Annotated in this window: 22 protein-coding genes; 13 read left to right on the top strand and 9 right to left on the bottom strand. The window is 50.2% G+C overall.

The features are described 5' to 3' along the window. The first annotated feature begins 53 nt into the window (after nucleotides 1-53). The 3 genes from P9L94_19855 to P9L94_19845 all read left to right on the top strand — a co-directional run bounded on the left by P9L94_19855 (nucleotide 54) and on the right by P9L94_19845 (nucleotide 1,640). The gene (locus P9L94_19855) at nucleotides 54-431 is read left to right on the top strand and encodes a type II toxin-antitoxin system RelE/ParE family toxin (protein MDP8246349.1); all 378 of its coding nucleotides are present in this window, start codon (nucleotides 54-56) and stop codon (nucleotides 429-431) included. A 4-nt stretch (nucleotides 432-435) separates the two neighbouring features. Then, entirely contained in the window at nucleotides 436-768 is a 333-nt protein-coding gene (locus P9L94_19850; protein ID MDP8246348.1) for a helix-turn-helix transcriptional regulator, read from the top strand. 317 nt (nucleotides 769-1,085) lie between these two features. Then, complete coding sequence (locus P9L94_19845; protein MDP8246347.1) at nucleotides 1,086-1,640, top strand: hypothetical protein; 555 nt, start codon at nucleotides 1,086-1,088, stop codon at nucleotides 1,638-1,640. Here the strand turns inward: P9L94_19845 and P9L94_19840 are convergent. Then, on the bottom strand, nucleotides 1,637-3,100 hold the full coding sequence (locus P9L94_19840; protein MDP8246346.1) for an alpha-L-fucosidase: 1,464 nt from the start codon (nucleotides 3,098-3,100) through the stop codon (nucleotides 1,637-1,639). The genes P9L94_19845 and P9L94_19840 overlap by 4 nt on opposite strands. 729 nt (nucleotides 3,101-3,829) lie before the next feature. On the opposite strand from P9L94_19840, the gene P9L94_19835 reads away from it, so the two are divergent. The 5 genes from P9L94_19835 to P9L94_19815 all read left to right on the top strand — a co-directional run bounded on the left by P9L94_19835 (nucleotide 3,830) and on the right by P9L94_19815 (nucleotide 9,241). After that, on the top strand, nucleotides 3,830-5,017 hold the full coding sequence (locus P9L94_19835; GenBank protein ID MDP8246345.1) for a helix-turn-helix transcriptional regulator: 1,188 nt from the start codon (nucleotides 3,830-3,832) through the stop codon (nucleotides 5,015-5,017). Between the two features lie 50 nt (nucleotides 5,018-5,067). Continuing rightward, nucleotides 5,068-5,742 (top strand): hypothetical protein, encoded by a 675-nt coding sequence (locus P9L94_19830; GenBank protein MDP8246344.1) that lies wholly within the window; start codon nucleotides 5,068-5,070, stop codon nucleotides 5,740-5,742. A gap of 88 nt (nucleotides 5,743-5,830) precedes the next feature. Then, nucleotides 5,831-6,940 (top strand): PilT/PilU family type 4a pilus ATPase, encoded by a 1,110-nt coding sequence (locus tag P9L94_19825; GenBank protein MDP8246343.1) that lies wholly within the window; start codon nucleotides 5,831-5,833, stop codon nucleotides 6,938-6,940. Between the two features lie 20 nt (nucleotides 6,941-6,960). Further along, entirely contained in the window at nucleotides 6,961-8,166 is a 1,206-nt protein-coding gene (locus tag P9L94_19820) for a fibronectin type III domain-containing protein (protein MDP8246342.1), read from the top strand. A gap of 4 nt (nucleotides 8,167-8,170) precedes the next feature. After that, complete coding sequence (locus tag P9L94_19815; protein MDP8246341.1) at nucleotides 8,171-9,241, top strand: type IV pilus twitching motility protein PilT; 1,071 nt, start codon at nucleotides 8,171-8,173, stop codon at nucleotides 9,239-9,241. A gap of 514 nt (nucleotides 9,242-9,755) precedes the next feature. On the opposite strand, the gene P9L94_19810 is transcribed toward P9L94_19815, so the two are convergent. After that, a complete protein-coding gene (locus tag P9L94_19810; protein ID MDP8246340.1) occupies nucleotides 9,756-11,225 on the bottom strand; it encodes a sulfatase-like hydrolase/transferase in 1,470 nt (489 codons plus the stop codon). A gap of 354 nt (nucleotides 11,226-11,579) precedes the next feature. Here P9L94_19810 and P9L94_19805 point away from each other — a divergent pair, with 354 nt between their 5' ends. Continuing rightward, nucleotides 11,580-12,911: a sodium:alanine symporter family protein gene (locus tag P9L94_19805; GenBank protein MDP8246339.1), complete on the top strand. Its 1,332-nt coding sequence runs from the start codon at nucleotides 11,580-11,582 to the stop codon at nucleotides 12,909-12,911. Nucleotides 12,912-12,993: 82 nt separating this feature from the next. On the opposite strand, the gene P9L94_19800 is transcribed toward P9L94_19805, so the two are convergent. The 5 genes from P9L94_19800 to P9L94_19780 form a co-directional block, all read right to left on the bottom strand. Next, nucleotides 12,994-14,070, bottom strand: a complete 1,077-nt coding sequence (locus P9L94_19800; protein MDP8246338.1) for a hypothetical protein — start codon at nucleotides 14,068-14,070, stop codon at nucleotides 12,994-12,996. Next, the gene (locus P9L94_19795; protein MDP8246337.1) at nucleotides 14,063-14,437 is read right to left on the bottom strand and encodes a hypothetical protein; all 375 of its coding nucleotides are present in this window, start codon (nucleotides 14,435-14,437) and stop codon (nucleotides 14,063-14,065) included. Before P9L94_19795 ends, P9L94_19800 begins: the two co-directional genes overlap by 8 nt. Further along, the gene (locus tag P9L94_19790; GenBank protein ID MDP8246336.1) at nucleotides 14,430-15,026 is read right to left on the bottom strand and encodes a sigma-70 family RNA polymerase sigma factor; all 597 of its coding nucleotides are present in this window, start codon (nucleotides 15,024-15,026) and stop codon (nucleotides 14,430-14,432) included. Before P9L94_19790 ends, P9L94_19795 begins: the two co-directional genes overlap by 8 nt. A gap of 186 nt (nucleotides 15,027-15,212) precedes the next feature. After that, nucleotides 15,213-16,817: an alkaline phosphatase D family protein gene (locus P9L94_19785; GenBank protein ID MDP8246335.1), complete on the bottom strand. Its 1,605-nt coding sequence runs from the start codon at nucleotides 16,815-16,817 to the stop codon at nucleotides 15,213-15,215. A 45-nt stretch (nucleotides 16,818-16,862) separates the two neighbouring features. Continuing rightward, nucleotides 16,863-17,627 carry a hypothetical protein gene (locus P9L94_19780; protein ID MDP8246334.1) on the bottom strand — a complete coding sequence of 255 codons (765 nt, stop codon included), beginning with the start codon at nucleotides 17,625-17,627 and terminating at the stop codon, nucleotides 16,863-16,865. A gap of 353 nt (nucleotides 17,628-17,980) precedes the next feature. Between P9L94_19780 and P9L94_19775 the strand changes: the two genes are divergently transcribed. The 4 genes from P9L94_19775 to P9L94_19760 all read left to right on the top strand — a co-directional run bounded on the left by P9L94_19775 (nucleotide 17,981) and on the right by P9L94_19760 (nucleotide 23,309). Further along, entirely contained in the window at nucleotides 17,981-20,722 is a 2,742-nt protein-coding gene (locus P9L94_19775) for a hypothetical protein (protein ID MDP8246333.1), read from the top strand. Between the two features lie 111 nt (nucleotides 20,723-20,833). Further along, a complete protein-coding gene (locus P9L94_19770) occupies nucleotides 20,834-21,979 on the top strand; it encodes a Gfo/Idh/MocA family oxidoreductase (protein ID MDP8246332.1) in 1,146 nt (381 codons plus the stop codon). Nucleotides 21,980-22,083: 104 nt separating this feature from the next. Continuing rightward, nucleotides 22,084-23,079: a nucleoside hydrolase gene (locus P9L94_19765; GenBank protein ID MDP8246331.1), complete on the top strand. Its 996-nt coding sequence runs from the start codon at nucleotides 22,084-22,086 to the stop codon at nucleotides 23,077-23,079. Nucleotides 23,080-23,081: 2 nt separating this feature from the next. Then, nucleotides 23,082-23,309 (top strand): hypothetical protein, encoded by a 228-nt coding sequence (locus tag P9L94_19760; protein ID MDP8246330.1) that lies wholly within the window; start codon nucleotides 23,082-23,084, stop codon nucleotides 23,307-23,309. An 87-nt stretch (nucleotides 23,310-23,396) separates the two neighbouring features. Here the strand turns inward: P9L94_19760 and P9L94_19755 are convergent, their stop codons facing one another. Together P9L94_19755 and P9L94_19750 are read right to left on the bottom strand one after the other, a co-directional pair. Beyond that, nucleotides 23,397-23,681, bottom strand: a complete 285-nt coding sequence (locus P9L94_19755; protein MDP8246329.1) for a ferritin-like domain-containing protein — start codon at nucleotides 23,679-23,681, stop codon at nucleotides 23,397-23,399. 29 nt (nucleotides 23,682-23,710) lie between these two features. Beyond that, nucleotides 23,711-24,621, bottom strand: a 911-nt coding sequence (locus P9L94_19750; GenBank protein ID MDP8246328.1) for a hypothetical protein, incomplete at its 5' end; no start/stop codon positions are given.

The raw sequence follows: 24,621 nt of genomic DNA, 5'->3' as shown, positions 1-24,621 counted from the left end.
TCACCTCTTATCGCATTTTTGCGATATAATAAATGGTGAGAAAAAGTTATATCATGCCTGAGACCAAGGTGATTTTCTACAAAGAAAATAAATGCGCCCCAATGGTTAACTGGCTTGAAGAAGTGTATCGGCAAGATAAGAAAGCCTTAGAAAAGTGTTTCGCTCAGATCGAACTATTGAAGGCATTTGGGCACGAACTGCGTCGCCCTCACGCAGATTTCTTGCGGGACGGAATTTATGAACTACGCATTTCATTCAGGCGTGTTCAATACAGGATTTTGTATTTTTTCTTTGGACAGAATATTGTTGTTTTATCCCATGGCATAACGAAAGAGGGAAAAGTGCCGGACACTGAAATAAACAGAGCGATTGAACGAAAAATACGATATGAAATGAAACCTGAAACCCATTCCTGGGAAGAAGGAGAGTAAAAAAATGTCTCAAACAAAAGGAACAGACGCTCTTGATTATATTCGCAATAAATATGGAAACGATCCTGAATTTGAGGAGGGAGTAGCAAAAGCCAGGACAGACTTATTGGTCGGAAAAATGATCTATGACGCGCGGCAAGAGGCGGGGTTGACTCAAACGGAACTTGCCAAACTGGTTGGAACCACACAGTCCGTCATATCCCGGTTAGAAGATGCAGATTACGAAGGACACTCTCTACCCATGCTAAACCGGATTGCAGCCGCACTTCATAAAAAATTAGAAATTCAGTTTGTTCCTGCTCCTGTTCAAGCATCACAAAAAGTTCAAATCGTTTAATCGAGAGTTTTTCTTTACATTTCTCAAACCGATCTATCAAACCGAAGGCCGCGAGATTCAAGAAGGCGTGGTATTGATCGCATCGAAGCAGTGAGAAATGGTAGGGGCGCAGCGTGCTGCGCCCTATAGAACTGTGTAAAATCAAGGGCTGCCCTCATTTCATTCGGCCTTGCCCTTGCCACCCGGCCAAACCGAAGGCCGCGAGATTCAAGAAGGCGTGGTGTTAATCGCTGCGCAGAAGTAGATATTTTAACTGTAATTCATTATAGTTTTTCTAGGCAATAAAGGATAAAAAGTAAATGGAAGGAGATTAAAAAATGAGTGAATTTCTTGGCATGATTGTAGTTCTAGTAGTTGTTCTCGTGATTGTTGTTGCATCAATTTACTCATCAGAATCTGACAATACACCCAGAATCACTTCTGAAAAGACAAAGGACAACGAGACGGATTCTGTCGAAAAGCATTCATATGATAACACTCAAAATAAAAATTACGAACTAAATAATACTTCAGAACTTCCATCCTACCCAGTTATTTCAATCATTTTATTTGTTCTATCTGCAGCTTCATTAATCGGAGGATTTATATTAGCGATGACGTTTTGGCCAGGAGATCCTGGTTTTGGAATGGAATGGAAAATTACTGCCTATACTCCATCAATAATCTGGATTACATCAGGAATAATTGAAGCTGTGATTTTTGCTGCGCTTGGTCATGCATTAAATTATTTGCACAAAATCGCTGAACATACTTCAAGACTTGCAAATATTAAAGCCATGAATAGTGGTTCGGTGGGTCGCGCCTTATCGACCCACCGCGAGCAATGTGATAGTTCAAAAGGTGAGTCGAAAATGCCCCACTCTGATCTTTAATACTCCACATTCGTGATCTTAAACGTGTATGCAAAGTCGCATGGCTCCTGGCCGGGTTTGAAATCAGGCGTATAGATCACGATATCGTCGGCGACGTAATCCCATTTCAATTCGTCTTTGACGCCCAGCATTGTGACCTTGGTATCTTTTGAGGTTTTGACGTTTTTTACCCGAAAAATTTCCGCAGGCCAGCGCGGAGAAATCACATAAAGCGTGTCTTCTTTTGTTGTGAAGAACGCATCAATCACAGCGCTATCGCCGTTGCGGTCGCCCGTCACTTCGTTAATGTCGTACTTCACCATGTACTCGCCGCCGTATTCAACTTTTGGAACTTCGCCTGCGCTCCACTGGCGTTGTTCGTCGCGGGGGCGCGTTCCATAAATCGCTTCGCCGTTGACATCCATCCAGGCGCCGATTTCCGCCAGGCGTTGTTGCATGATGACCGGGATGCGCCCGTCCGCCGTCGGGCCGACGTTCAGCAATAGGTTACCGCCGCGGCTGACGAGGTCGATTATCATCAACACAAACTCGCGTCCAGTGCGGTATTGCCCGAGGTCTTCGTTGCGGTTGTAACCATACGAATGCCCCATGCCGCGATTTTCTTCCCAGGGGTGAGAGGCGTCCGCCATACCTGCGGCGTACTCGGTGGTGTAATAGTCGCCGTGATGATGGCGGGTTTCTTTGCCCCAGCGGTCATTGACGACGACTTCGTCTTTCACAGGCGATTCGTTAAACAACCACGCCAGCAGTTCTTCGCTTTTCCAGTCTTCGCTGGGCAAGTCCCACTCGCCGTCTGAAAAAATGATCGACGGTTTGTAGCGCGTCACCACGTCTTTGAATTGGGGAATCATGTGTTTTTCAATAAACACGCTTTTGTCTGTCTGCCACAATGGATTGAACCATTCATAGAGCGAATAATAGAACCCCATTTTCAGCCCTTTGGACCGTACGCTCTTACCCAAGTCGCCGAGCAAATCGCGTCGGGGGCCGATATCAACGCTGTTCCAGGGGCGGCCCCAGCTGCGGTTGGCTTCTTCGCTTTTGAACAGGCAGAACCCGTCATGGTGTTTTGAGGTCATCACGACATATTGCGCACCTGCGTTTTTGAACATTTCCGCCCAGTGGTCAGGCTCAAAAAGTTCCGCTTTGAAGTCAGGCGCGAAATCCTGATAGGCGAAGCCCGGTCCATAATTTTTCACATGGAAATCCCATGTCTCGCCTTCGTGCTTCATCATGCGGTTCCAATACCATTCCGCATACTCGCCCTGCGGCGCCCAGGCGGGAACAGCCGTGACGCCCCAATGGATGAAGATGCCGAATTTTGCGTCAGGATACCACCCGGGAATTTCGCGTGAGTCTAATGAATCCCAGTTCGCTTCAAACGTCTGCGCTTGAACATGGCCCGACAGCAGCAAAGCCGCCGCAATACCAAGCAACATACACATTGAAAATCGTTTCACTATTTTTCTCGCTTTCATTCATTTTGATCTGGAAAATAGTTGTAGCAAATTCCACCAGCAGAACAAAGGTGAATGCGCAGCAGGCTCGGCTTGTTTTGAAGTTTTGGGGTTCTTCCGTTCATTGGATACCTTTTTTATACATTGGAGATTTCATTGCATGTGGCATGGGTACAACGCTGCTCGCTTCAGTGCGGGCTTTCAGGCCCTTATGCACAGGCGCTCCCAGAGTTGCACCCATGCCTGAATCGGTTTGACAATAATTGATACGCCGGGATACGTTTTCGAAATCAAAGTCGAGGAAGTTTTGTGGTAAAATTCTTAGGGAAAAAGAGAGGGAAAAGGTGCGGCTTGATGACGGGCACGGGCAGTTTCCGTCAACGCCTTAGGGGTGACGTATTGTAAGACGCACCTTTCCCTCGAACGCGTTGAGAGCGAATAGTAAGCCATAGTGCTTACTATCAATTGTGTTTCAATGGTTTAGAAACAAAACGTTACCAAACTTCTCATCCAAGTAGTAACATTTTATTTATTAGCAACGAAACGTTATTCCGTTACTAAAACAAGTAAATATCAATAAGTAAAATCTGTCAAGGAAGTTTTTCTCTTTTTTCGGCATCTATGATCTTTTTAAGTAGAAATTTTATTAAAGGTAACTATACTTAATGAGATAAGAGATTCTTCTAACTACAGATATTAACTGTAGCCGGGAACAGTAAGGAGCGGGCAGCTTTGAAAACCTTCGGCGAACAACTTCGCGTGTTTCGACTTCGTCGTAAGATGACGCAACAAGATATGGCCGACCGCCTGGGTCTCTCCTCTCCCTATATTGCTCAAATGGAAAGCGGCTTCAAACCGCCTCCTCCACCACTTCTAGTCGAAAAATTATCGGAAATTCTCCAAATTCAACACGATGAGCGCCGCCAATTTATTTCAGCCGCCGAGAAAGAACGCGAACTGCAAAGTTTGGTGAAAGCCACCCGAAAAATCGGCTATCTATTGGCGGGCAACAAAGTCTGCGTTCCGCAAAAAGCTGTGTCGTATCGCGTCCAGCAAGAGATCGACGAATTGGTTGACGCCATTCCGCGCAATTTGACATTCTCGTTGGAGATTCTACAAGACCGCTCACGCGGTTTTCGCAGCGGCGACGGCCCGGTTACGCTGCAATCGCATGACGATCTTCGTTCGTGGGCGTTGTCACAACTTGGCGACCGCCCCAACGAGTGGCTGACCTTTTTGGGCGGTTTATATGACGTCTTGATCCTCACCCCGGACGAGCGTTTGTTATGCCGACATCCTTCCGGCAACCGAAATGAACTTTCAAAACGCGCCAATGAAGCCGGGCAGTTTTTTCAGAAACTCAAAGAAATTATCGACCGCGCCAAAGAACAATCCGAAGACCAGGTTCTGCCGGACGTCATCGCTCCACATGAAGCATGGCGCAACATCGACGAAGCGCTCTCAGCGCCCGAAGGCGAAGAGCATGAAACCGTCGCACCGAAAGGACGCAGCGAAGACGGCATCCGCCGCGTCCCGGTGATGTCAATTGTTGAGGTGGGATCAGACGATTTCAAAGACCAGGAAGATTTGGGAAGCATCGGGCTTCCGTCGGAATGGTTTGACCGCGAGAGCGACTATGAAGCCTGTCTGGTGCAGTCGGATTCGTATGTCCCGCTCGGCGTATGGCCAGGCTGCAAAGCCGTCTATCAACTCTATGCGCCCGTGCAAAACGAAGACCTAGTCGTTGTACAAATGGGCGACCGGCGTTGTATTCGCAAGTATTTTGATTTAGGCGAGCAAATCTTGTTGCAAGGCGGCCCGTTGTCGCGTCCTGTGCAAGTGGGAAAAAATGAAACTTCAGTCCGCGTGATTGGCGTAGTTCGCGAATTAATTTCGCGTTTTCGTGAAATGAAGCCGTGATTGATGTATGCTTTATCTTAAATGCAGGGGCGTAGATGTTGGAGGCGTATATGGATTGGTTATCTGAACCCAATGTATTGTTATCAATCACCATCGTCTTGGTGGTTGAGTTTATTCTTGGCTTATTGGTTGTAATTGGATGGCTTAACCTTCGGCGCAAGCGGGAAAAACTCCAGCAAGACCGCTACGCCATCATTAATCCCAAAGAAGCCCCCGCCCTGCAAGACTTGTTAGACCAAGCCAAGCAAGACCAGTCTGGAGACCCAATCAACATCGTGCTTGCGAACGGCTCTTATGTGATGGATGAGTCGCTCTCGGTCGAGGCGCCCATTAAGCTGTTTGGCAAAGGCGCCAACGAAACCAAAATTTCCGCCAAGGGAAACCAACCCGCGATCAAGATCAAAGACGCAAAACAGTGTTCTGTGTCTAACATGAAAATCGAAGGCGCCATTCAATGCTCCAATAGCGAATTGTTGCTCGAAAATTGCCATGTGGTAGCAAAAGAAGACGGCATCTGCATTGAAGCCGACGACGGTTCGGTCGTGACCTTTAGCGGCGTGATGCGCGGCGACGGCGGCATCGCCATCAAAGCGCGCGGCGAATCAAAAGTGATCTTGAAACCGCCCTATGCAGTCTCCGGCGAAGACTATATCGTCAAAGATCCCAAAAGCAAAATTGAAATATTGAATGATGACGCGCAAAGCGATGCGCCGACGCAACCATAATGTTTTTTGAGGATTGATGCAGTTCCTGCCGACATTTTTTTGCTTTTTCGTTACTCTTATATAGACCATTCCGTTTCGAGGGGGAACTATGGATATTTTTGCGCTTCTGCGCCAGATGAAAATCATGACGGCCTCAGACCTCTACATCAAAGTCGGCATCCCCCCCGGCTATCGGGTCAATGGTTCTATCAATAAATCTGACTTGCCTCCGATCAGCGACGAGGATATGGATAAAGCCGCCCATATCTTAATGACCGACCATCAGGCGCGCCTGTTTAAAGATAAACCCGACTTGGATTTCGCTTATACGATTGACACCGGCGAGCGCTTTCGCATTAACTTATTTCGCCAACAAGGACACATCGGCATGGCGGCGCGTTGCATTCAAGACGAAGACCTCAGTTTTGAAGCCTTGGGTCTGCCGCCGGTCATACAAAAATTTTCTGAATTACCGCGCGGGCTGGTGTTGCTCACCGGCGCCACCGGCAGCGGAAAATCGACCACACTCGCCGCCATGATTTCTCATATCAACCAACATTTTTCAAAACATGTGATGACCATCGAAGACCCAATAGAGTTTGTCTATAAGGACAACCAATCGATCATCAATCAGCGCGAAATTGGTTACGACACCCAAAATTTTCACGACGCTTTGCGCCATGTGGTCCGGCAAAGCCCGGATGTGATCCTGATCGGCGAGATGCGCGACTCTGATACGATGATGACCGCTATCTCTGCGGCGGAAACCGGACACTTGGTTTTGTCAACACTGCATACAACCGATGTTGTTCATACCCTTGATCGCATCATCAATTATTTCCCCGACCACATGAAAGCGCAGGTGCGCGAAGAAATGGCGCTGTCGCTGGAAGGCATTGTCGGGATGAGGCTGCTGCCGCGTACAAACGGCGAGGGGCGCGTTCCCGCGATGGAAATTTTGAGCGCAACCCCGCTGGTGAGAAAGCTCTTACGCCAGGGCGAACACTGGAGCCTGCCCGAAGTGATGCAGAAAGGCAAAGAGTTTGGAATGCAAACCTTCAACCAATCTCTTTTGCAATTATACAAACAAGATTTAATTACCTATGACGACGCCATGCTGGCGAGTTCGAACCCGGAAGAGTTTAAACTCAACTCGCAAGGCATGTTCACCGGGACGGACTCGATTTCGTTCTATCAAACATCCGAAGACGATAATTAATTGAAAGAGGTAGCGTATCTGTGTTACGAATGATTGTGTTATTCATTACCTGCATTGTGCTTCTGCCAATGACAGCGCGAACGGAACCGATAACATCCAGCGTTATTGTTCCTGAATGGGTCGCGCCGAACTTTGAACTGAAATGCTCCGAAACCCCGACGTGTGAAAATGCAATCTTCACCATTTTTTATCGCGAACAAAACAACGAAACGGCTAGCGCATGGCAAACCATCTCGCTCGCCTCTGCCGCGAATACGCGCGCGGTTCCCTTTTCGGGCAAAGACGGTCAGCGCTTTCAATTTCGCTCCGCCGTCACCTGCGACCATGAGAGCGACCACGTTGCGCTCTGCTCATTCGACAAGTTCAGCGACATGACGAAAGCGCTGCTGATGAGTTCCGCTCCCGGCATTTTATTGAGCCAATCGTTTGGCGTTGACGCCCCAATTGAAGGCCGCGCCTGCGGGACGTTTGAATTTGAATGGCGTGAAGAATCCATGAAGCAGCGAGACATCGATTTGATCGGCGTTGGTTTCACCAAAGAAATGACGACGCTCGATTGGTCAAACTATCGCTACTTGGATTTTTATTACTGGAGCGACGCGCCTAAGGGCTTCTCGGTCCGCATCGCCGCTGCATCAGATGAATTTCAAGCCGAACTCGATACGCTGTCGCGAACAGGAGACGAGCGTAGCCAATGGCACTATTGCGTCATTGATTTGGATGAGGCTTTCACATCACCCGAGAAGCGCCGCTCCATTGAACGCTTTGCCATCACCACCCCCAGCAATTCACTCAAACTGAATACAAAATACAAACTGTTGCTCGACGGCGTTCACCTCTGGCGTAACCGAAATATTTCTGAAACAAGGATCGATTCGACCCCGCCCAGCGATCCATCGAACTTGGTCGGTGAACATCAATCCAACAAAATGTCGTGGTCATGGGACTCGGCAGTCGATGAACAATCAGACATTGAAGGCTATTCGTATATCTGGACAACGCACGGCCTCCATCAACCTCCTGAAGAAGTGCTGACGAAAGAGCCAAAGATTACATTCGCTTTTCAGCCGCCCGCGTTCTACACTTCTTACTATATGAAAGTTCGGGCGCGTAACCGCGCTGGTTTGTGGTCGGACGTGATTGAAACCACAATGGATTTTCTTCCACGACAAGACGACCCAACGCCTGCGCCGAGGCCAACGCCAACGCCGAAACCTGAGGATTAAATACATGGAAATTGCGGAGCTGTTTAAACTCACATACGAACGCGGCGCATCCGACCTGCTGTTGACTGCGGGAACGCCGCCGTTGATCCGCCTGCACGGCGAGCTGATCCCGACAGAATATCCGACCTTGACGCCCGACATGGTCAAGCGGCTGATCTATTCATTATTGAACGAAAAACAACGCTTGGAATATGAAGAAAAGAAAGAACTCGACTTGTCGCTTGGCTTAGGCGGCACGCACCGCTTTCGCGTCAATTGCTATTGGCAAAAAGGCTGCGCGGCGGCGGCGTTCCGACCGATTCCGACCGAAATCCCCCGTTTGAAAACGCTGGGGCTTCCGCCGATCGTGTATGATTTGGCGATGTCTTCGCATGGACTGTTTCTGGTCACGGGGCCGACCGGGCACGGCAAGTCAACCACGCTGGCGTCAATGATCGACCTCATCAATCTTAATAAGCGCGCGCATATCATCACCGTCGACGACCCGATTGAATATATCCACAATCACAAGAACAGCATCGTCGATCAACGCGAGGTCGGCGGCGATACGCAGTCGTTCCGCAACGCATTGAAGTATGTCTTGCGCCAAGACCCCGACATTATTCAGATCGGCGAATTGCGCGATTGGGATACCATTTCCGCCGCGCTAACGGCAGCGGAAACCGGCCACCTGGTTCTCGCAACGCTGCATACCAATGACGCGGTGCAAACCATCGACCGTATCATCGACGTGTTCCCTGAACATCAACAACAACAGGTGCGCGTACAACTTTCGTTGAGTTTACTGGCGGTGGTCTCGCAGCGCTTGTTGCCCAAAGCCAGCGGCGACGGACGGGTGCTCGCGGCGGAAGTGCTGCGCAATACCCATTCCTGCGCAAACCTGATTCGCGAAGGCAAGTCGCACCAGTTGTATTCCGTCATAGAAACCGGTACCAAAGACGGCATGACCACGCTGGATAGTTCGCTTATCAAACTCTATCAACGCGGCATGATAACCTCGGAAGAATGCCAGATGCACATGCGCAATCCAAACGCCTTCATGGACGCCGCGCTGAAAGAAAAAAAATCCGGGTAAATACTAATTAATGGTAAAGCGAATCTCCTGGTGAGCCAATAATCCCGAATTAATTACGCTTATTCGCGGCTCGGCGGGAGCCTCGCCCTCCCCCGTTATAAATCTAGACAAAAAAAGACCGGTCAAGCTCCGCTTGCACCGGTCTTCCCCATTCAGAAGGTCGTAGATCGGCTCCGCCAACACCGACCCTCTATGGCTGAAGGCTGCTCGGTAGCCTCGACAGTTCACTCGATCATACTACCTGTCGAAACTCCTCACTCCTTCAAATCGTTTACAGCACCCACTCTCTCTATATACAACATGCGTGCCAACCCATCACATGCGATAACTGATATCGGGGGCAATCTTCATATCTTATGAATTTACAGCGCATTACAGAAGAAAGCCTCTTCTATTTATCCATTTAAAAATGTTGGCGACATGATGGATCAAGGTGGAAAAACTTGCCGCTGGGCTGGAAATTTTCACCGACTGGCGCCGCCTTGTGACTAGCTAACCGTCTTCGCATAAACGGCTATCCCGTTCGGGTACGCCATTGGTCCGTGCGCTTCTCGAGCGCACGGCGTTCGGGTGCGAATTGCGACTTGCCTATGAGGTTTTCACGCTCGCCCACACCGCCGTTGAGATCATAGAGTTCCGCCGGATCGTCTTCGTTGAGAATCAGCTTAAAATCTCGCGTGCGAACCATGCGGGTTTCATAGGTTGGCTCCATGCTCTGCTCCATCACGCGGGTATGAACAGGGGTTTCATCTTCGTCTTTCAAGTCGCTCGATGGATTGTTCACGGGCTGCACTTGCCCATAACCACCAGTGGTGAAAATGGCGTCGTCATCGCTTGGCTTTTCGCCATTGATGAATGGGCGAAGAGAGCGCCCTTCCAAATATTCGGCTGGCTTTCCACCGGAGAAATCAACTAATGTTGGGAAAATATCAATACCATTCGCTAGAGCGTTGGCTTTTTTTCCTTTCGAGACGCGCCCCGGTGCATACCAAATCAGCGGGACATGAAGTAAAGCGTCGTATAAGAAGATGCCTTTGCGCACCAAACGGTAGTCGCACATGAAGTCGCCGTGGTCGGAGGTAAATACCACTACGGTGTCTTGTTCGATTCCCTGTTGCTTGATGGTTTGAAGAAGCCGCCCGACTTGATAGTCAACGCCCCATTCAACGGCGGCGTGATAGAATTTCAACGTCTCGATTAGATCAGCGTCATTTAGTTCGTGCATATTGAAACCGTTAGCAAAGTCTTCGAGACGCTTGCTGAGACGCCCCGGCGCAACAGTTTCGGGCAAGTTTAATTTTGACGAATCGTAACGGCTAACGAATTCATCCGGCGCCATGTAGGGCGGGTGCGGATCAAAATAACTGACATGCAAAAAGAACGGCTCGCTCTTTGACGACGTCTTAATGAACTCGACTGCTTCGTCGGTGTTCTTGCGCGGATGGCATTGGTCTTCCGGCCAAAGCGTGTGGCTGTGCCAATGGGGCGGCGTGAATCGCGAGTATTTGCGAAACGGCTCGCGGGCGCGGTGACTGAAGGTATCAAACTTTTCGAGTTCATTTTTCTCATACGTGTGGTTCTTACCGACCCAGCCGCAGCGGTAACCGCGATCTAAGAAGTATCCACCAAGCGTATTCGGCATATCCAACTCTTTGCCTTTCCACGGGCGGTTGCTGAGCCGCCCGGTCTGGTGAGGATATCGCCCGGCGAAAGTCGCCATGCGCGAGGGGACGCAAACGGGGTTGTTGCAAAACGCACGCGAAAACAACACGCCGTCTTTCGCCATGCGGTCGAGATTGGGCGTACGCGCATTTCGATTGCCGACGCAGCGCATGGCGTCACCGCGCATCTGGTCGCAAATAACAAAAATGATATTGGGCGGACGCTCAGCGGCGCCGATAACGGACGGCGCGGGCAACGCGCTCAGCGCCGCCGCTGCGCTGGATTGAACAAATGTACGTCGTGTGACTTTCTGTTTGTTCATCGTTCTTCCTCACATGAAATACTTGCATCCATCATTTCATAGATCAATTAAAATGAGAATAGAAGCCATCTCATAATCCTTTAAATGTCAATTGCGAGAGAGTGGAACGACCGAAGCAAGGGGAGGGCGAGTCTCCCGACGAGCCGCGTAGTATTGAAACACTTTCATTCAATCGCGGCTCACCAGGAGGTTCGCCCTCCCCGGTTATATTAGATATCCGCGTCGGCCTGCGGCAGGCAGGCTCCTCGCGATGACACGGATATTTATGAGATGGATTCTAGTAATATTCTTTTTCGCTTGTTTGATTTCTCAATTAATGGTTAGGTATACCATCAAATTTTAGGAGCAGTGTGCATGGATATCGGCGTCATACTCAAAACCATTCAAGGCTATGTTTGGGGACTTCCCTTAATCATATTGTTAATCGGCACCGGCGTCTTTTTGACGATCCGGCTGGGCGGCATCCAGTTTTGGGCGTTGCCCGGCGCGCTCAAACTCGCGTTCTCAAAATCAGACGAAGACGCCGAAGGCGACATCTCCCACTTTAAAGCATTGATGACCGCGCTCGCCGCGACCATCGGTACAGGAAACATTGCTGGAATCGCCGCCGCCATCGCAGTCGGAGGCCCCGGTTCATTATTTTGGATTTGGATCACCGCGCTATTCGGCATGGCCACCAAATATGGCGAAGCCATTCTCGCCGTGAAATACCGCGTGGTGGATGAAAAAGGCGAGATGGTGGGCGGGCCGATGTACGCCCTCGAACGCGGCCTCGGCGCCAAATGGCTGGGGATTATCTTCGCCTTGTTTGGCTCAATCGCGGCGTTTGGTATTGGCAACATGGTGCAAGCGAATACGGTTGCGGATGCGTTGAACACAACTTTCAGCGTCCCTGTTTGGGTAACGGGCGTCTTGCTCAGCATCTTCACCGCACTGGTCATCCTCGGCGGCATCAAACGCATCGGAACCGTCACAGGTTGGCTGGTTCCCTTTATGGCGATCATCTATATGGCGGGCGCGACTGTCATATTGATTTTGAATGCTGATAAGATTCCACAAGCGTTGAGCCTTGTGTTCTACCACGCCTTTAATCCGACCGCAGCAGCGGGCGGTTTTCTCGGCGCAATTATGATCGAGACCCTGCGCTCCGGCGTTAGCAAAGGCCTGTTCTCGAATGAATCCGGCCTGGGCAGCGCCCCCATCGCCGCCGCAGCCGCCAAGACGCGCAACCCCAAACAACAAGCGCTGGTTTCGATGACGGGAACCTTTCTCGACACCATCATCGTCTGCACCATGACCGGGCTGGTGATTATCATCAGCGGCGTGTGGTTCAAAGAAGGCAGCAGCGATATGGAAGCGGCGTCGCTAACCGTCGAAGCGTTTTCGCAAGGGTTACCCGGCACATGGGGCGGGATGCTGGTTTCGATCAGCCTGATCTTTTTTGCCTACTCGACCATACTCGGCTGGGGCTACTACGGCGAGAAATGCGTTGAGTATCTCGGCGGCATTCGCGCTGTTATGCCTTATCGTATTTTGTGGGTCGTCGTGGTCATGATCGGCGCGGTCACCAAACTACAACTGGTGTGGGATTTCGCCGACATCATGAACGCGCTGATGGCCGTGCCTAACCTGATTGCGCTGCTGCTGCTGTCGAATGTTATTGTGGAAGAAACGCGTAAGAAGTGATTGCAGTAAAAAAAATGAGCGGCGTTACCACCGCCCATAACAATTTAATTTGATGCTATAAATAGCATCCCGTTAGGTCGCGTTAGTTAGACGGAGTTGGAATAACAAAAGCAGCTGGTATATCCATAGGAGTTTCTGTTATCGGTTCCGGCATCATTCCGGGAGATGGTCGAGGAGGCTTTCCATCTGGAGGTCTCCCCATCGTTCCAGGCTCAGCGTCTCTCGCATAAAATGATATGAGCGTATCAACCGTATCATCGATTAACTTAACCGGAGACCGGTTTTCGATGCGCGTACGGTAATAACGCTTTTTTTCAATATGTTTAGGTAGTGGAATCCCTGACGGCTCATGCCGAATATAGTCTGAGTAGAGGTATTCATACACCGTCATTGAGTCAATATACGCAGCGATTTCATTGATTGGAACATCCCTTCGGTCAACTTCCGATCGTGTCTCATTCGGGTCTTTATAAAATACGACTCTTGATAGCAAACCCGTTGCGACATCTGTTTCATATTCGATAAACACTAAATTGTAGTTTCCTTCATACAATTGAGTGATATTGCCGTTTTGTCGGCTGTTTAATACAGCATTAACTGGGACAAAAAAATCCATACGTTGCAGGCAGGCTGTTCTTATAGCCAATGACTTACGCATTTTAAAATAAATTTGGCCTGTAACAGAATTTATAGGATTGCTGTTCTCAACTAATCCCGGAATGATTATTTGGTATGTTTTCTCACTTTTGTCTTTATCAATAATGAGGCGGCTATAAAGGACGGGATGAGAAGTGGGACTTTGCTTGAGCTCTTTTGATGTGACAATTATGTCTTCAGAGAAATATGATTCATCAGCGTTAATTATTCGGATAGAACGGGTAATTCCTTCATCTTCCTGCGCGGCTTTCCATTTGCTTAACTGTTCTTCAGTAACATCAGGATTCTTAAGTTCTATGCCTTCACGCCAGATGCTATAGTTTTTTGTCTCCGTCTCATAATTCAAGCGAGCATTGACCAATCCAGGAATAAAATAGGCATCATACCAATTTTTCTCTTGAGACTGGGCGGAAAAAATCGGACTTATAATAATGAAAATTGCGATTAAACACTGATTTATTTTCAAGATATTCATCTCTATCTCCTGTTTTGATTCATCCATTGGTTATTTCGTAAGTGATGACGGGAACTCCATACGACACGCCATCGACTTCAGGGAACTCAATCGATGTCACCTTCCAAAGGTCGGCTTCCACATTCACATCGCGCTTAGCAACTCCCAGCGGTTGTGCTGGAAAAGTAATAGGCTCTGTTCCAGGCGTCTTTGCTTCATTCATCCAGAAAAGCGCAATCGCCAAACACGCCGCCGCTGCCAGCGCCTTCCAAAGCAAGCCGCGCTTGGACGCACCCGGCCTTGCAACCCGGCGCCGGGCCGCGTCGAAAACCACGCCTTTGCTCTCCTCCGAAAATGGAGGGCTGAGCCGACGTTCGCTCAACAATTTCAAATCGTCAAACGGTTGTTTAGGCATATTCCGAATGTCTCAACTTCGCTTTCAGTCGTTTCTCCGCTTCTTTCATTCGCCACAACGCCGTACCCAGGGGGCATTGCATTTCGTCGGCAATCTCTTGAAATGTGAGTTCTGCATCAATGCGCAATAAGACGGTGCGTCTCAATTCATCCGACAACTCATTCAACGCCTGATAAAAGGCCTCACTGGCTTCATTTTTCTCAGCGATATTGCGCGGCGTCTCGCGGCAAACGGCGTGGTCTAACGGCGGCCCGTCACGACCGTCGGCGCCGTCCATTGAAGCCGTATTTCGGCTCCACCAAGTGAACACTTCATTCAACCAAATTCTATGCGCGATGCGAAACAGCCAGCTGCGAAAGCGTCCACGGTCTTCGTACTCATGCAAATGCTCGACGGCTTGGATCCAACTCCGTTGAACAACGTCTTCCGCCTGTTCAAGCGGCCCGCCGAGTGAAACCACAAAGCGGAACAGTACATCGTTGTGGCGGCTGAACAACGCCTCGAATGAAGCGAAATCTCCGCTCAGGTACTGCTGAATCAGATGGGCGTCATGGGCGTCGTTTTTCACTTCACTATGATAACAAGACACGGCTGCGTTTTATTGGTAAGAAATTGGATGGAATTCCATTCGAAGGGAGGGCGAGTCTCCCGACGAGCCGTTTAGAATCAATACGCAATCGCTTATATGCGGCTCACCAGGAGGTTCGCCCTCCCCACAAAATGATACAGGGTGCAGCGCGTTGCGCCCCTACAGACAGATTATATGCCTCCAATATTACTTATAACTGATCTGGCTTTTTTTGAGCGTCATTTTGTGGATGAGTTCATCGTCGATGCTGTATATTTCCATCGCGACGGTGGGGTCATCTTTGGTCGTATCAAAGTTCATCTGCGCAAACGAACAGGTATCGTTGTAGCCGAAGATTGACCCGGGCATAATACCATGCGTATGAATGTTCGTCAGTTTTGAACTCTCGAATTCATACAAATCGTAACCATTCTCGCGCTCAATCTTCCATAAGTCGGAACGATGGCGGTCGGCGGAAATGAGCAACACGCCGTCAATTTTATTGGCTTCCAAAAACGAAAAGATTTCTTCGCGCTCTTCTTTATAGCCTTGCCACGGGTCGCGGCTGCCCGGCTTGGCGCCGTATGACCACGGCACGGGCGAAGCGATTACTTTAAACGTCCCTTTGCACTGCTTGAGCGTATCGAACAGCCATTTTTTTTGGACAGGCCCGAGCATCGACGGCGTCGGCGTCTTGGGATCGTCGCGATAGTAGCGTCCATCAAGCATGATGAAGTCAACATCGCCAATCGAATAGGAAAACCAGCATCCGGGCTGAGTCTCGCCGCCGCCGTAGGACGGATTATTCCAGTTTTGTTTAAACACGTTCCAGACGGGGAGTTTCCACTCCGGCGAAAAGGTATCCGGCCCGCCCCACTTATCGTTATCAACAAAATCATGGTCGTCCCAGATGGCGAAGTTAGATCGCTGTGCGACGAAGTTACGAAATTCAGGCCGCGACTGGCGGCGGTAGTAGCAATACTTTTGCACATTGGGGCTGGTGGGGTTGTCGATATAGACGTTGTCACCCATGAATAAAAACGCCAATGGATCATGCGCGGCGATGGTGTTCCACATATATTCGTACGGAGGCGTAAAGCCCGCTCCACCGCCGAACGCGACCGAAAATTGCGCCGATGCGTTTGGTTCAAGAAACGTACGGAACGAATACACAGGCGTCTTCTGAATGCCGTTGATATAGATTTCGTAATAATAACGCGTGTTAGGTTTCAAACCGTCAATGCTCAATACAACAGTAAAATCATCTTCGGGTTTGGTCGCGCTCCAAGCGGTTTTGAGCCCGGTTTGCATGTTGGGCGTCTCGCTCAGGTTTACTGTCGCACCGGCGAGTTCCATCGTACGCACCCAGAATTTCGCCGACTGATGATCGACGCAACCCAACAGAGGGCCATGCACCAGCAGGTCGTCATATTTGTTGTGATGCGTTTGCGCGTAGCTTTGATAGGCTTCGCTTTCATACAAGTTCGCAAACCATTCGCGCGGCCCGGCAAGAAAGCGCCCGAACGACAAGCCGTTCCCTACCGCCAAATCGACGTTCTCCATCGCCTTGGGTATATCGCCCTTCAATGAATACGCAGCGGCCAATCCAAAATAACACTCTAAATCGTTGGGATATTCTTTTAGAAATTGGTTGAATTCTGCGACGGCGGCGTCGAGTTTCCCCGCATCCATTGCGTCAAAAATGAGGCGGGTTTCTTTTTTGTATTGAATCGAACGCTCCTGTTGGGCGTCCGCACAAAGCATGAATGCTGCAACGAGAAAAACCGCTAATGGATAAGATAGACGCTTCATTCAACCGGCTCCTTGAATCGACTTAAATTACAATACAGAAACACTCTAAAACCGGGAGCTGCTCTTCGCGAGAAATAACAACAACACTAGCAAGACAACCGTTGTCAATGCAACTCCGCCAACGATTAACGCCAATTCGTTAAATGATTCTTGCGGGAGGCTTTCGAGTTGCGCTTCGATCAGATCAAATTCAGAGATATCGCTTTTATCAAGAAAACGGCAAGTCATTCCCCACTCAATTTCTTGATTCATTACCTTCAATAACAGCGTGTTTTCGCCTTCGATTAAATCAACGCTGACATAATCATCGTCCACGCTATTTTGCCGTCCGTCGCGATGGGAATAAACCATTTCTCCATTGACCCATAACTTACATTGGTCATCGCTGCCGACGCCAAGATAGGTTGTCGTTGCTTCATCGACCAAGACTTTCGCAAACGCATAGACGATTACATATTCCTGCCGCCCGAACAGATCATCAAAATTAATACGGTCAGATTTGGTTTCTTGCAACCGCCATTCAGACGAAGCGCCCGCGCCGGAAACGCTCATTCCAGCTGTGGGCCGAATTTGAGACTCGCCGCCATTCTCCTGCAAGAAATCGAAGTCGAACGCTTTCATCGCCCGGCGGTTGCGGTCGCGTGGTACATTGCCCACTTGTTCGGTCGCGTTACCGATCAAGAAATCGAAGTCGAACGCTTTCATCGCCCGGCGGTTGCGGTCGCGTGGTACATTGCCCACTTGTTCGGTCGCGTTACCGATCAGGTCAGTCTCAATCGGGTCGGTCATCAACCATTGCTTCATAAACACGCGAGGAGAGGCTCCTTTATACAAAGGAACTTCGCCTTCCGAAATTGATTGGGCATTTACTTGAACGACACAAGCTAATGTAAACGAAAAAAGAAAGAGATACCGCAAAGTCATACCAAGCCTCGTGAATGTAATGAGATTCTTACAGCGCAATGGTTCCACTCTAACCGATTGAATATTGTCTTACAAGAACAACTTGAGCGCCATGTATTTACTTTAATATACGCTAAAAAGAGCCTTTCCATTCAAAATGAATCTCGTTCAGCCTGGCCTTATCCAATGGCCTGATCTTTACGCCAGCCTATGATATATTGGTGGCACGGCAAATCACTTCGTAAATTAATGAGGGTTTTATGTTTTTCCGTCCCATTCTGATCATTGCGCTACTCGCGACATCCGTATCAATCCACGCTCAAGGCCAAACGGCATACGTCTGGTGGGAAGGCGAGGACGCACGGGAAACTAACTTTCCGAGCAATACTTGGTTTGGCAACGGCGCCGTCGAGGGCAAACGCCATCTGCTATCCAACCGCGCCTGGCTCTGCAACGAAGGCAACCGCACCGGCGATGAAGCATTCGCAAAGTATGAAGTCACTGTCCCGGAAGACGGCGTCTATGACTTCTGGGCGCGAAAATTCTGGAAGCACGGCCCTTTCCGCTGGCGCTTCGGCGATGACGAATGGCAAACCGTCGGACGCGACATCGCCTTGGCTGACAGCGTCTCCATTCAACAAAACTTAGGCGTCAATTGGGTATATGCAGGCGAATCGACGCTCGCCAAAGGAACAACCACTTTTGAACTACGCCTGCTGGCTGGCCCGGGCGAAAGCCTGACTGCTTGTTTTGATTGCTTTCTTTTAACGCCGCTGCCTTTTATTCCACGCGGCGCTCTCAGGCCGGATGAACGCTCGAACATGGCGGATGAGGGTTACTTCCCTTGGGAACCCGCTATCGACGCCTACACAGATGAAGCGCTGCTTGATTTGCGTTCGCTCAATGAAACGCAGGCGGGCGTGAACGGTTTCGTCAAACGCCAGGGCGACCAGTTTGTTTTGGGTGATGGAACTCAAGTGCGTTTCTGGGCGGTGAATGGCTCGAGTGGAACCGCCGCGTTAAACCGCAAGTCGATTGATTACCTCGCGAAGTCGCTCGCCAAGCGCGGCGTGAATATGGTGCGTTATCACAGCCCGCTGTTTGACAGCGAAAACGTCGATCACCTAGATCAAAAAAAACTTGACGATTTGTTTTATTTTATCGAAGCGCTCAAACGCGAAGGCATTTATACATCCATCAGTTTTTACTTTCCACTGTGGTTTGATATCAAGCCGTCGTATGGGATCGAAGGCTATGATTCGACCAATAACAAACGCCCCTTCGCGCTGCTATTTTTCCAAGAGCGGATGCAAGAGATATACAACAACTGGGCGCGTGAGTTACTCACAACCAAAAGTCCATACAGCGGCAAGACGCTCGGTAACGAACCCGCTGTAGCGCTGGTCGAAATTCTCAACGAAGACAACTTGTTCTTCTGGACGTTCACAAAATCCAATGTGCCGTCCGTTCACTGGCAGCAATTGGAATTGCTGTTTGGCGACTGGCTGGTTAAAAAGCACGGCTCACTCAACAAAGCCTATCAGGCATGGAGCAACCAGCGCGAAGCCGACGACAACCTCGACGCCGGGCGAATGGGCATTTACGAAGCCTGGCACATGACCACCGACGCCGTCCGTCAAGCAGGCGCAGGCAAGAAGAAGCGCGTCGGCGACCAGACGCAGTTTCTGACGGAATTACAACGCGGGTTCTTTGAAAAAACCACGGCCTATTTCAAAAATGACCTTGGCGCAAAAAACATGGTTTACGCAACCAACTGGCATACGGCGGACGCCTCAATGACCGGCGCTCTTGAGCGCTACTCCTACATGGCCGGGGACGCGATCGACAAACACGGCTACTTTGATGCTGGTCATAGCAGTTCGGACGGGACCAGTTCGTACGCCGTCAATCCAGGACACACGTTTCAAAACCATTCGGCGTTGCTCACGCCCGAATCGCTTCCGATTCAATTTATTCAAATCGAAAATTACCCTCATCTCATCAGCGAAATCGGTTGGACTAATCCCAATCTCTATCGCGCCGACTATGCTTTCTTAACCTCTGCCTACTGCGCATTGCAAGATGTCGACGCGATTTATACCTTCGCGCTGGGCGGCGCGTTTTGGGACACATCGATGAACAAGTTCGCTTTGTCCTCTCCGGTGATCCTCGGCAATTTCCCCGCTTACGCCCTGCTCTATCGGCGCGGCGATGTTCAAGCGGCGGAACCCGTCATCCACCAGATTCTTTCACTTGACGACCTGTATGCCATGAAAGGCAACGGCGGCGCCGAAGCGCAAAGTCTCGACGAGTTCCGCAATAACGACGTACCACCAGGGCAATCCACGTCAGGACAGATCGAAGGCATTGATCCATTGTCATTCTACGTTGGCCGGGTCGTGCGTACCTTCGGCGATAACCCTGAGGATTCAAGAGAAGTAAATCTATCTTCCTATATTGATCGTGAAAACAAAACTGTCCAAAGCCAGACGGGTGAATTAATGTGGAACTACGGCGACGGGCTAGTCACCATTGATTCGCCGCTTGCTCAAGGATGCACCGGTTTTTTAGCGAACGCAGGAAGCGTTCAACTGAGCAAAATCAAGATTGATTCGCAGAATGACTATGGTTCCATCATCGCCATCTCACTCGACGGCAAGCCGCTTGAATCGTCAGAAAAAATTCTAATTCAAAGCATGACGGCGGAACGGCCTTATGGCTTCCGCGTCTCCGGGGATGAAGAAGGAACCATCACCGACATCGGCGGCTTCCCGTTCGGTGTCAAGAAAAACCAAACCAGTGTTTCATTATCGTTGTCGAATTGCAGCCAGTTACAAGTCACTGCGCTGGACGAAAACGGCTACCCAACCAACAAGAGCGTTGAGTATCAGGGCGGAACCAATGGCGAACCGTTGACCATCCAACTCAACGAAGATTCTGTGTATCACATCATTCAACGCACCTGTACGCAGAAGGTCGGATATTGGAAAATACAGAATTAGGAATACTGGCAAGTTTAAAAACGGTGGGTTAAGAACCCACCCTACAAATACAAGTGCGGTAGGGTGGGCTGGAAGCAGCCCACCAATTCATATTGAATTGGGGAGAAAAACATGACGGCCTCTGAAACCAGACGAAACTTTCTGAAAGCCTCAGCAGTAGGAGCGATCAGCGCCGCATCAGCGTCGCGTGTTCTTGGCGCAAACGAAGACATCGTGCTTGGCTTGATCGGCACGGGCGGGCGCGGCAAAACGCTGCTGAAGGCAATCACCAATATAAAAGGGTACCGGGTCGCGGCGACATGCGACCTCGTCGAAGACCGCGCCAAAGAAGGCGCCGCCATCTGTGAAGACCAATGGCCCAACGTAAAAACCTACACCAATCTGCGCACCATGCTCGACCGCGAGAAAGACCTCGACGCCGTGCTGGTCGCCAGCGAAGAAGGCAACCACGGCAAGTGCGCAATTCCTGCGCTCTCCATGGGGCTGCACTGCTTCTGCGAAAAGCCGGTTGACACCACCGTTGAGAAGGTCAACCAACTCACCCGGGTTGCGCGTAAAGCCAAAGGCATTTTGCAATTCGGCTTCCAACGCCATTACGTCCCCGCGTTCACCAAAGGCATGGAATTGATCCGCTCCGGCGCGATTGGCGACGTGACTTTCATGCAAGGCAAATGGCATTGGGATGGCGATGTGGGCGGACGCTATCTCGACCTAATCGAATCGGGCGGATGGTTTCTGGCGCAAGCTTGCCACCACGCCGACGTGATGTTGTGGGCGATGGATTACCAACCGCCTGTGCAATGCGGCGCCGCAGGCGCGGTTACTGTTCGCCATGACAATGATCCCGACCCGCGTTCCGAAAATCATGCAGCGATCACGTTTCAATTCGCCAACAACGCCATCTTTTCATACACTCATGTGATGAATTGCTGTGCGCCTTTCACCGGCGAGCAATTGTGGGTCTTCGGTCAAAAAGGCGGAATCAATCTCCCCGAGGGCAAATTGCATCCCCGCGCAGGAATGGGCGAGATGCAGCAATACACCGAAGGCGTTTCCCATTGGGAAAACGGCACCTACGAAGAACTCGAAGCCTTTGGGCAGCACATTCGCAACGGCGAGAAACCGCGCATCGGCATCGAACAGGCGCGGCTCTCAACCATCATGGGCATCATGGGGCGCCTCGCCATGTATAACGCAAACAAAAACGAATACGGTCTCTCGACCGTCAATTGGGCCGACTTAGATGTGATTGCTTAATCCGTATGAATAAACTTAAGTGTGTCATTGCTAGGAAGCAACGCGACCGAAGCAATCTCATCTTTTGTTGAGATAAGCCAAAAAAAGAGAAATAGGAGTTAAACATGGTTCAAACAGTTAAAGTTTTCTTTCTTTCACTTTTAATTTGCACAGCGTTTACCATTAGTTCGTTCGCCGCCGGAAAAATTCGCGTGGTTCTCGACACCGACGCCAATAATGAACTCGACGATCAACACGCGATTGCGTACATGCTGTTTAACGGCGACGTGTTCGATGTTAAAGGGATCACAGTAAATCGAACCAGAAACGGCGGGCCTGTCGCCAACCATTTCGCCGAGGCCGAGCGCGTCGTCAAACTTTGCGGCTTGCATCCCAAAATTAAAGTCTACTCGGGCGCCGACGGCGAGTTTGAACAGATCAAGCAGAATGTAGGCAAGGACTCTTTCGACGGCAGCGATGCGGTCAATTTCATTATCGAACAAGCCAAAGCCAGCGGCGAAGAGGAACTGGTGCTGCTCCCCGTCGGCAAGCTCACCAACATTGCGCTCGCATTGATGAAAGCCCCCGAGATCGCCGACAAGGTACGCATTGTCTGGCTGGGGTCGAATTACCCGGAGCCGGGCGAATACAATCAGGTCAACGACGAGCCGTCGCTCAATTACATTCTCGACTTCGACGTTCCCTTTGAAATTGCGCTGGTGCGCTACGGCACTCCCTCCGGTACAGACGCCGTTCGGGCGACGCTCGACGAAATCAAAACCATCATGCCGGGCAAAGGCCCCAAAGCAGCGGAACCCGTTGTTGGACGCCACGGCGAATCATTCACTTCGTTTGGAGACTATGCTGTAGACTTGTTTAGCAATATTGACCTGCACGGCAACCCGCCGTCGCGCGCGTTGTTCGACATGGCGGCGGTCGCGATTGTGAAGGACCCCGCCTGGGCGACCGCGAAACCCATCCCGGCGCCGATCTTAGTTGACGGCAAATGGAAAGACCGCCCCGACAACAAGCGCACCATCATCCTTTGGGAGAATTTCGACAAAAAAAGCATCATGGCGGATTTTTATGAAACCATGAAACACTACACGCTGGTGAAATAACGATGGGAAATCCTTCGCAATACTTTGTCGGCTGGGGAACGCTTTCTTTAATCAACGCGGGGCTGGCGCAATCTAAAGGCAGAAGCGGGTTAAACTGGTTTTTGATTTCATTGTTGCTTGGCCCGATTGCTACGTTTTTGCTTGTCGCGTTTTTTGAACCTTTGCCGCCAAAACAAACAGCGCAGACTACATTAAATACTGACAATCGGAATCCCAATGGAGGCGGTTGAGCATCGAAATTAAACCCATCAGAATAAACAAGGGGCGAAAATACTCGCCCCTTGTTTAAATCGTTAATCAACATGTTGCTAGTGATTTTAGTGATCTGCGATTGGTTTGTCTTTGAACAAATAGTCTTTTAATTCTTTATCAAATTGCGGCATGTTGCGGCGCAGCCATTCAAGCGTCATTGCCGCGTGTTCGATTTCTTCGTCGCGGTTATGCGCCAACACCGCTTTTAGTTCTTCGTCGGTGCACACGTCAACCCGTTGGTTATACCAATCAACGGCTTCCAATTCTTCGCAAAGGCTGGTCAGCGCCCGGTGCACGTCGCGCGTCTTGCTTGAGAGTTCCTGCGCAGGCTCGTGATATTCAATTGCCATTGTTTATTTCCTTTCTGATATACAAGTTGCTATGCTTCTTCCACCACCTTGAAGCCCATCAAATGGCTTAAGTCGCGCACATTCTGGCGGTGATCTCCGTAAAAGACCACGCGGTGGAGCAATGCCATGGTTCCGCCTTCGAGAACGCCCCCGCCCCAATTTTCAAACATACCGCGCGCGTCATCCACTTCCACCCAAAACTGGGTGCGGCAGCCGAGTTCGTCATGGGTCACGTCAAAGATTGGTCCCGTTGAAATCAGCATGGAGTCTAAATTGATGAATTTGGCGCAGGTGGTCATCTGGCCTAGGCGGTTTTCCACATCCAGCGCGACGCCTTGTTCGCTGTCGCTCTGGTTGCGAATGGTGAACGGAAGCCGCTTACTCGACGGGCCGTTCATTTTCGTTGCAGACGTACAATGGAAATGGACCAACGCATTCTTCGCGGTATCAATCACTGGATCAGTGATAAAGCCCGGTATTCCGAGTCCGTAGTTAAACATCAGCATAGTAAGAGTTGAATCAATATCGCCTTCGCAGGCTCCGACCATGCCGAGGTCGTTCAGTTTGCTGAACGCAAAACAACCTTTTGCTGGGGCTCCCATACAGTTCGAACTGGTGACAGCCTGCGCGTTCTCGCGTTGCATGATGTTTTGAATCGCCAGATAGAAACGCGATGCGTTTATGATTTCCTGGCGGGTCGGCTCAACGATGTTTTTCGCTTCGCTGAGCCAATAGTTTTCCGCTTCGGCTTCCGCGTCTTTCAGAGAGACCGCCTCGTGCTCTTTTAGCGTTTCTTCGACGCTGATGGGCACCATTTCAACGCCAAGCGTATCTTTGACCTTCTCAGCCGAACATGCCGCTTCGGTGCCCAGCGGCCCGCGAATCACTAACATGCGTGTGCGTTTCAAATGGGGCGCGACGCGCATCAACTTGACGGCGC

Origin of the sequence: Candidatus Hinthialibacter antarcticus (assembly GCA_030765645.1) — a bacterium.
Lineage (GTDB): Bacteria > Hinthialibacterota > Hinthialibacteria > Hinthialibacterales > Hinthialibacteraceae > Hinthialibacter > Hinthialibacter antarcticus.
This window is presented reverse-complemented; position numbering and strand designations above follow the sequence as displayed.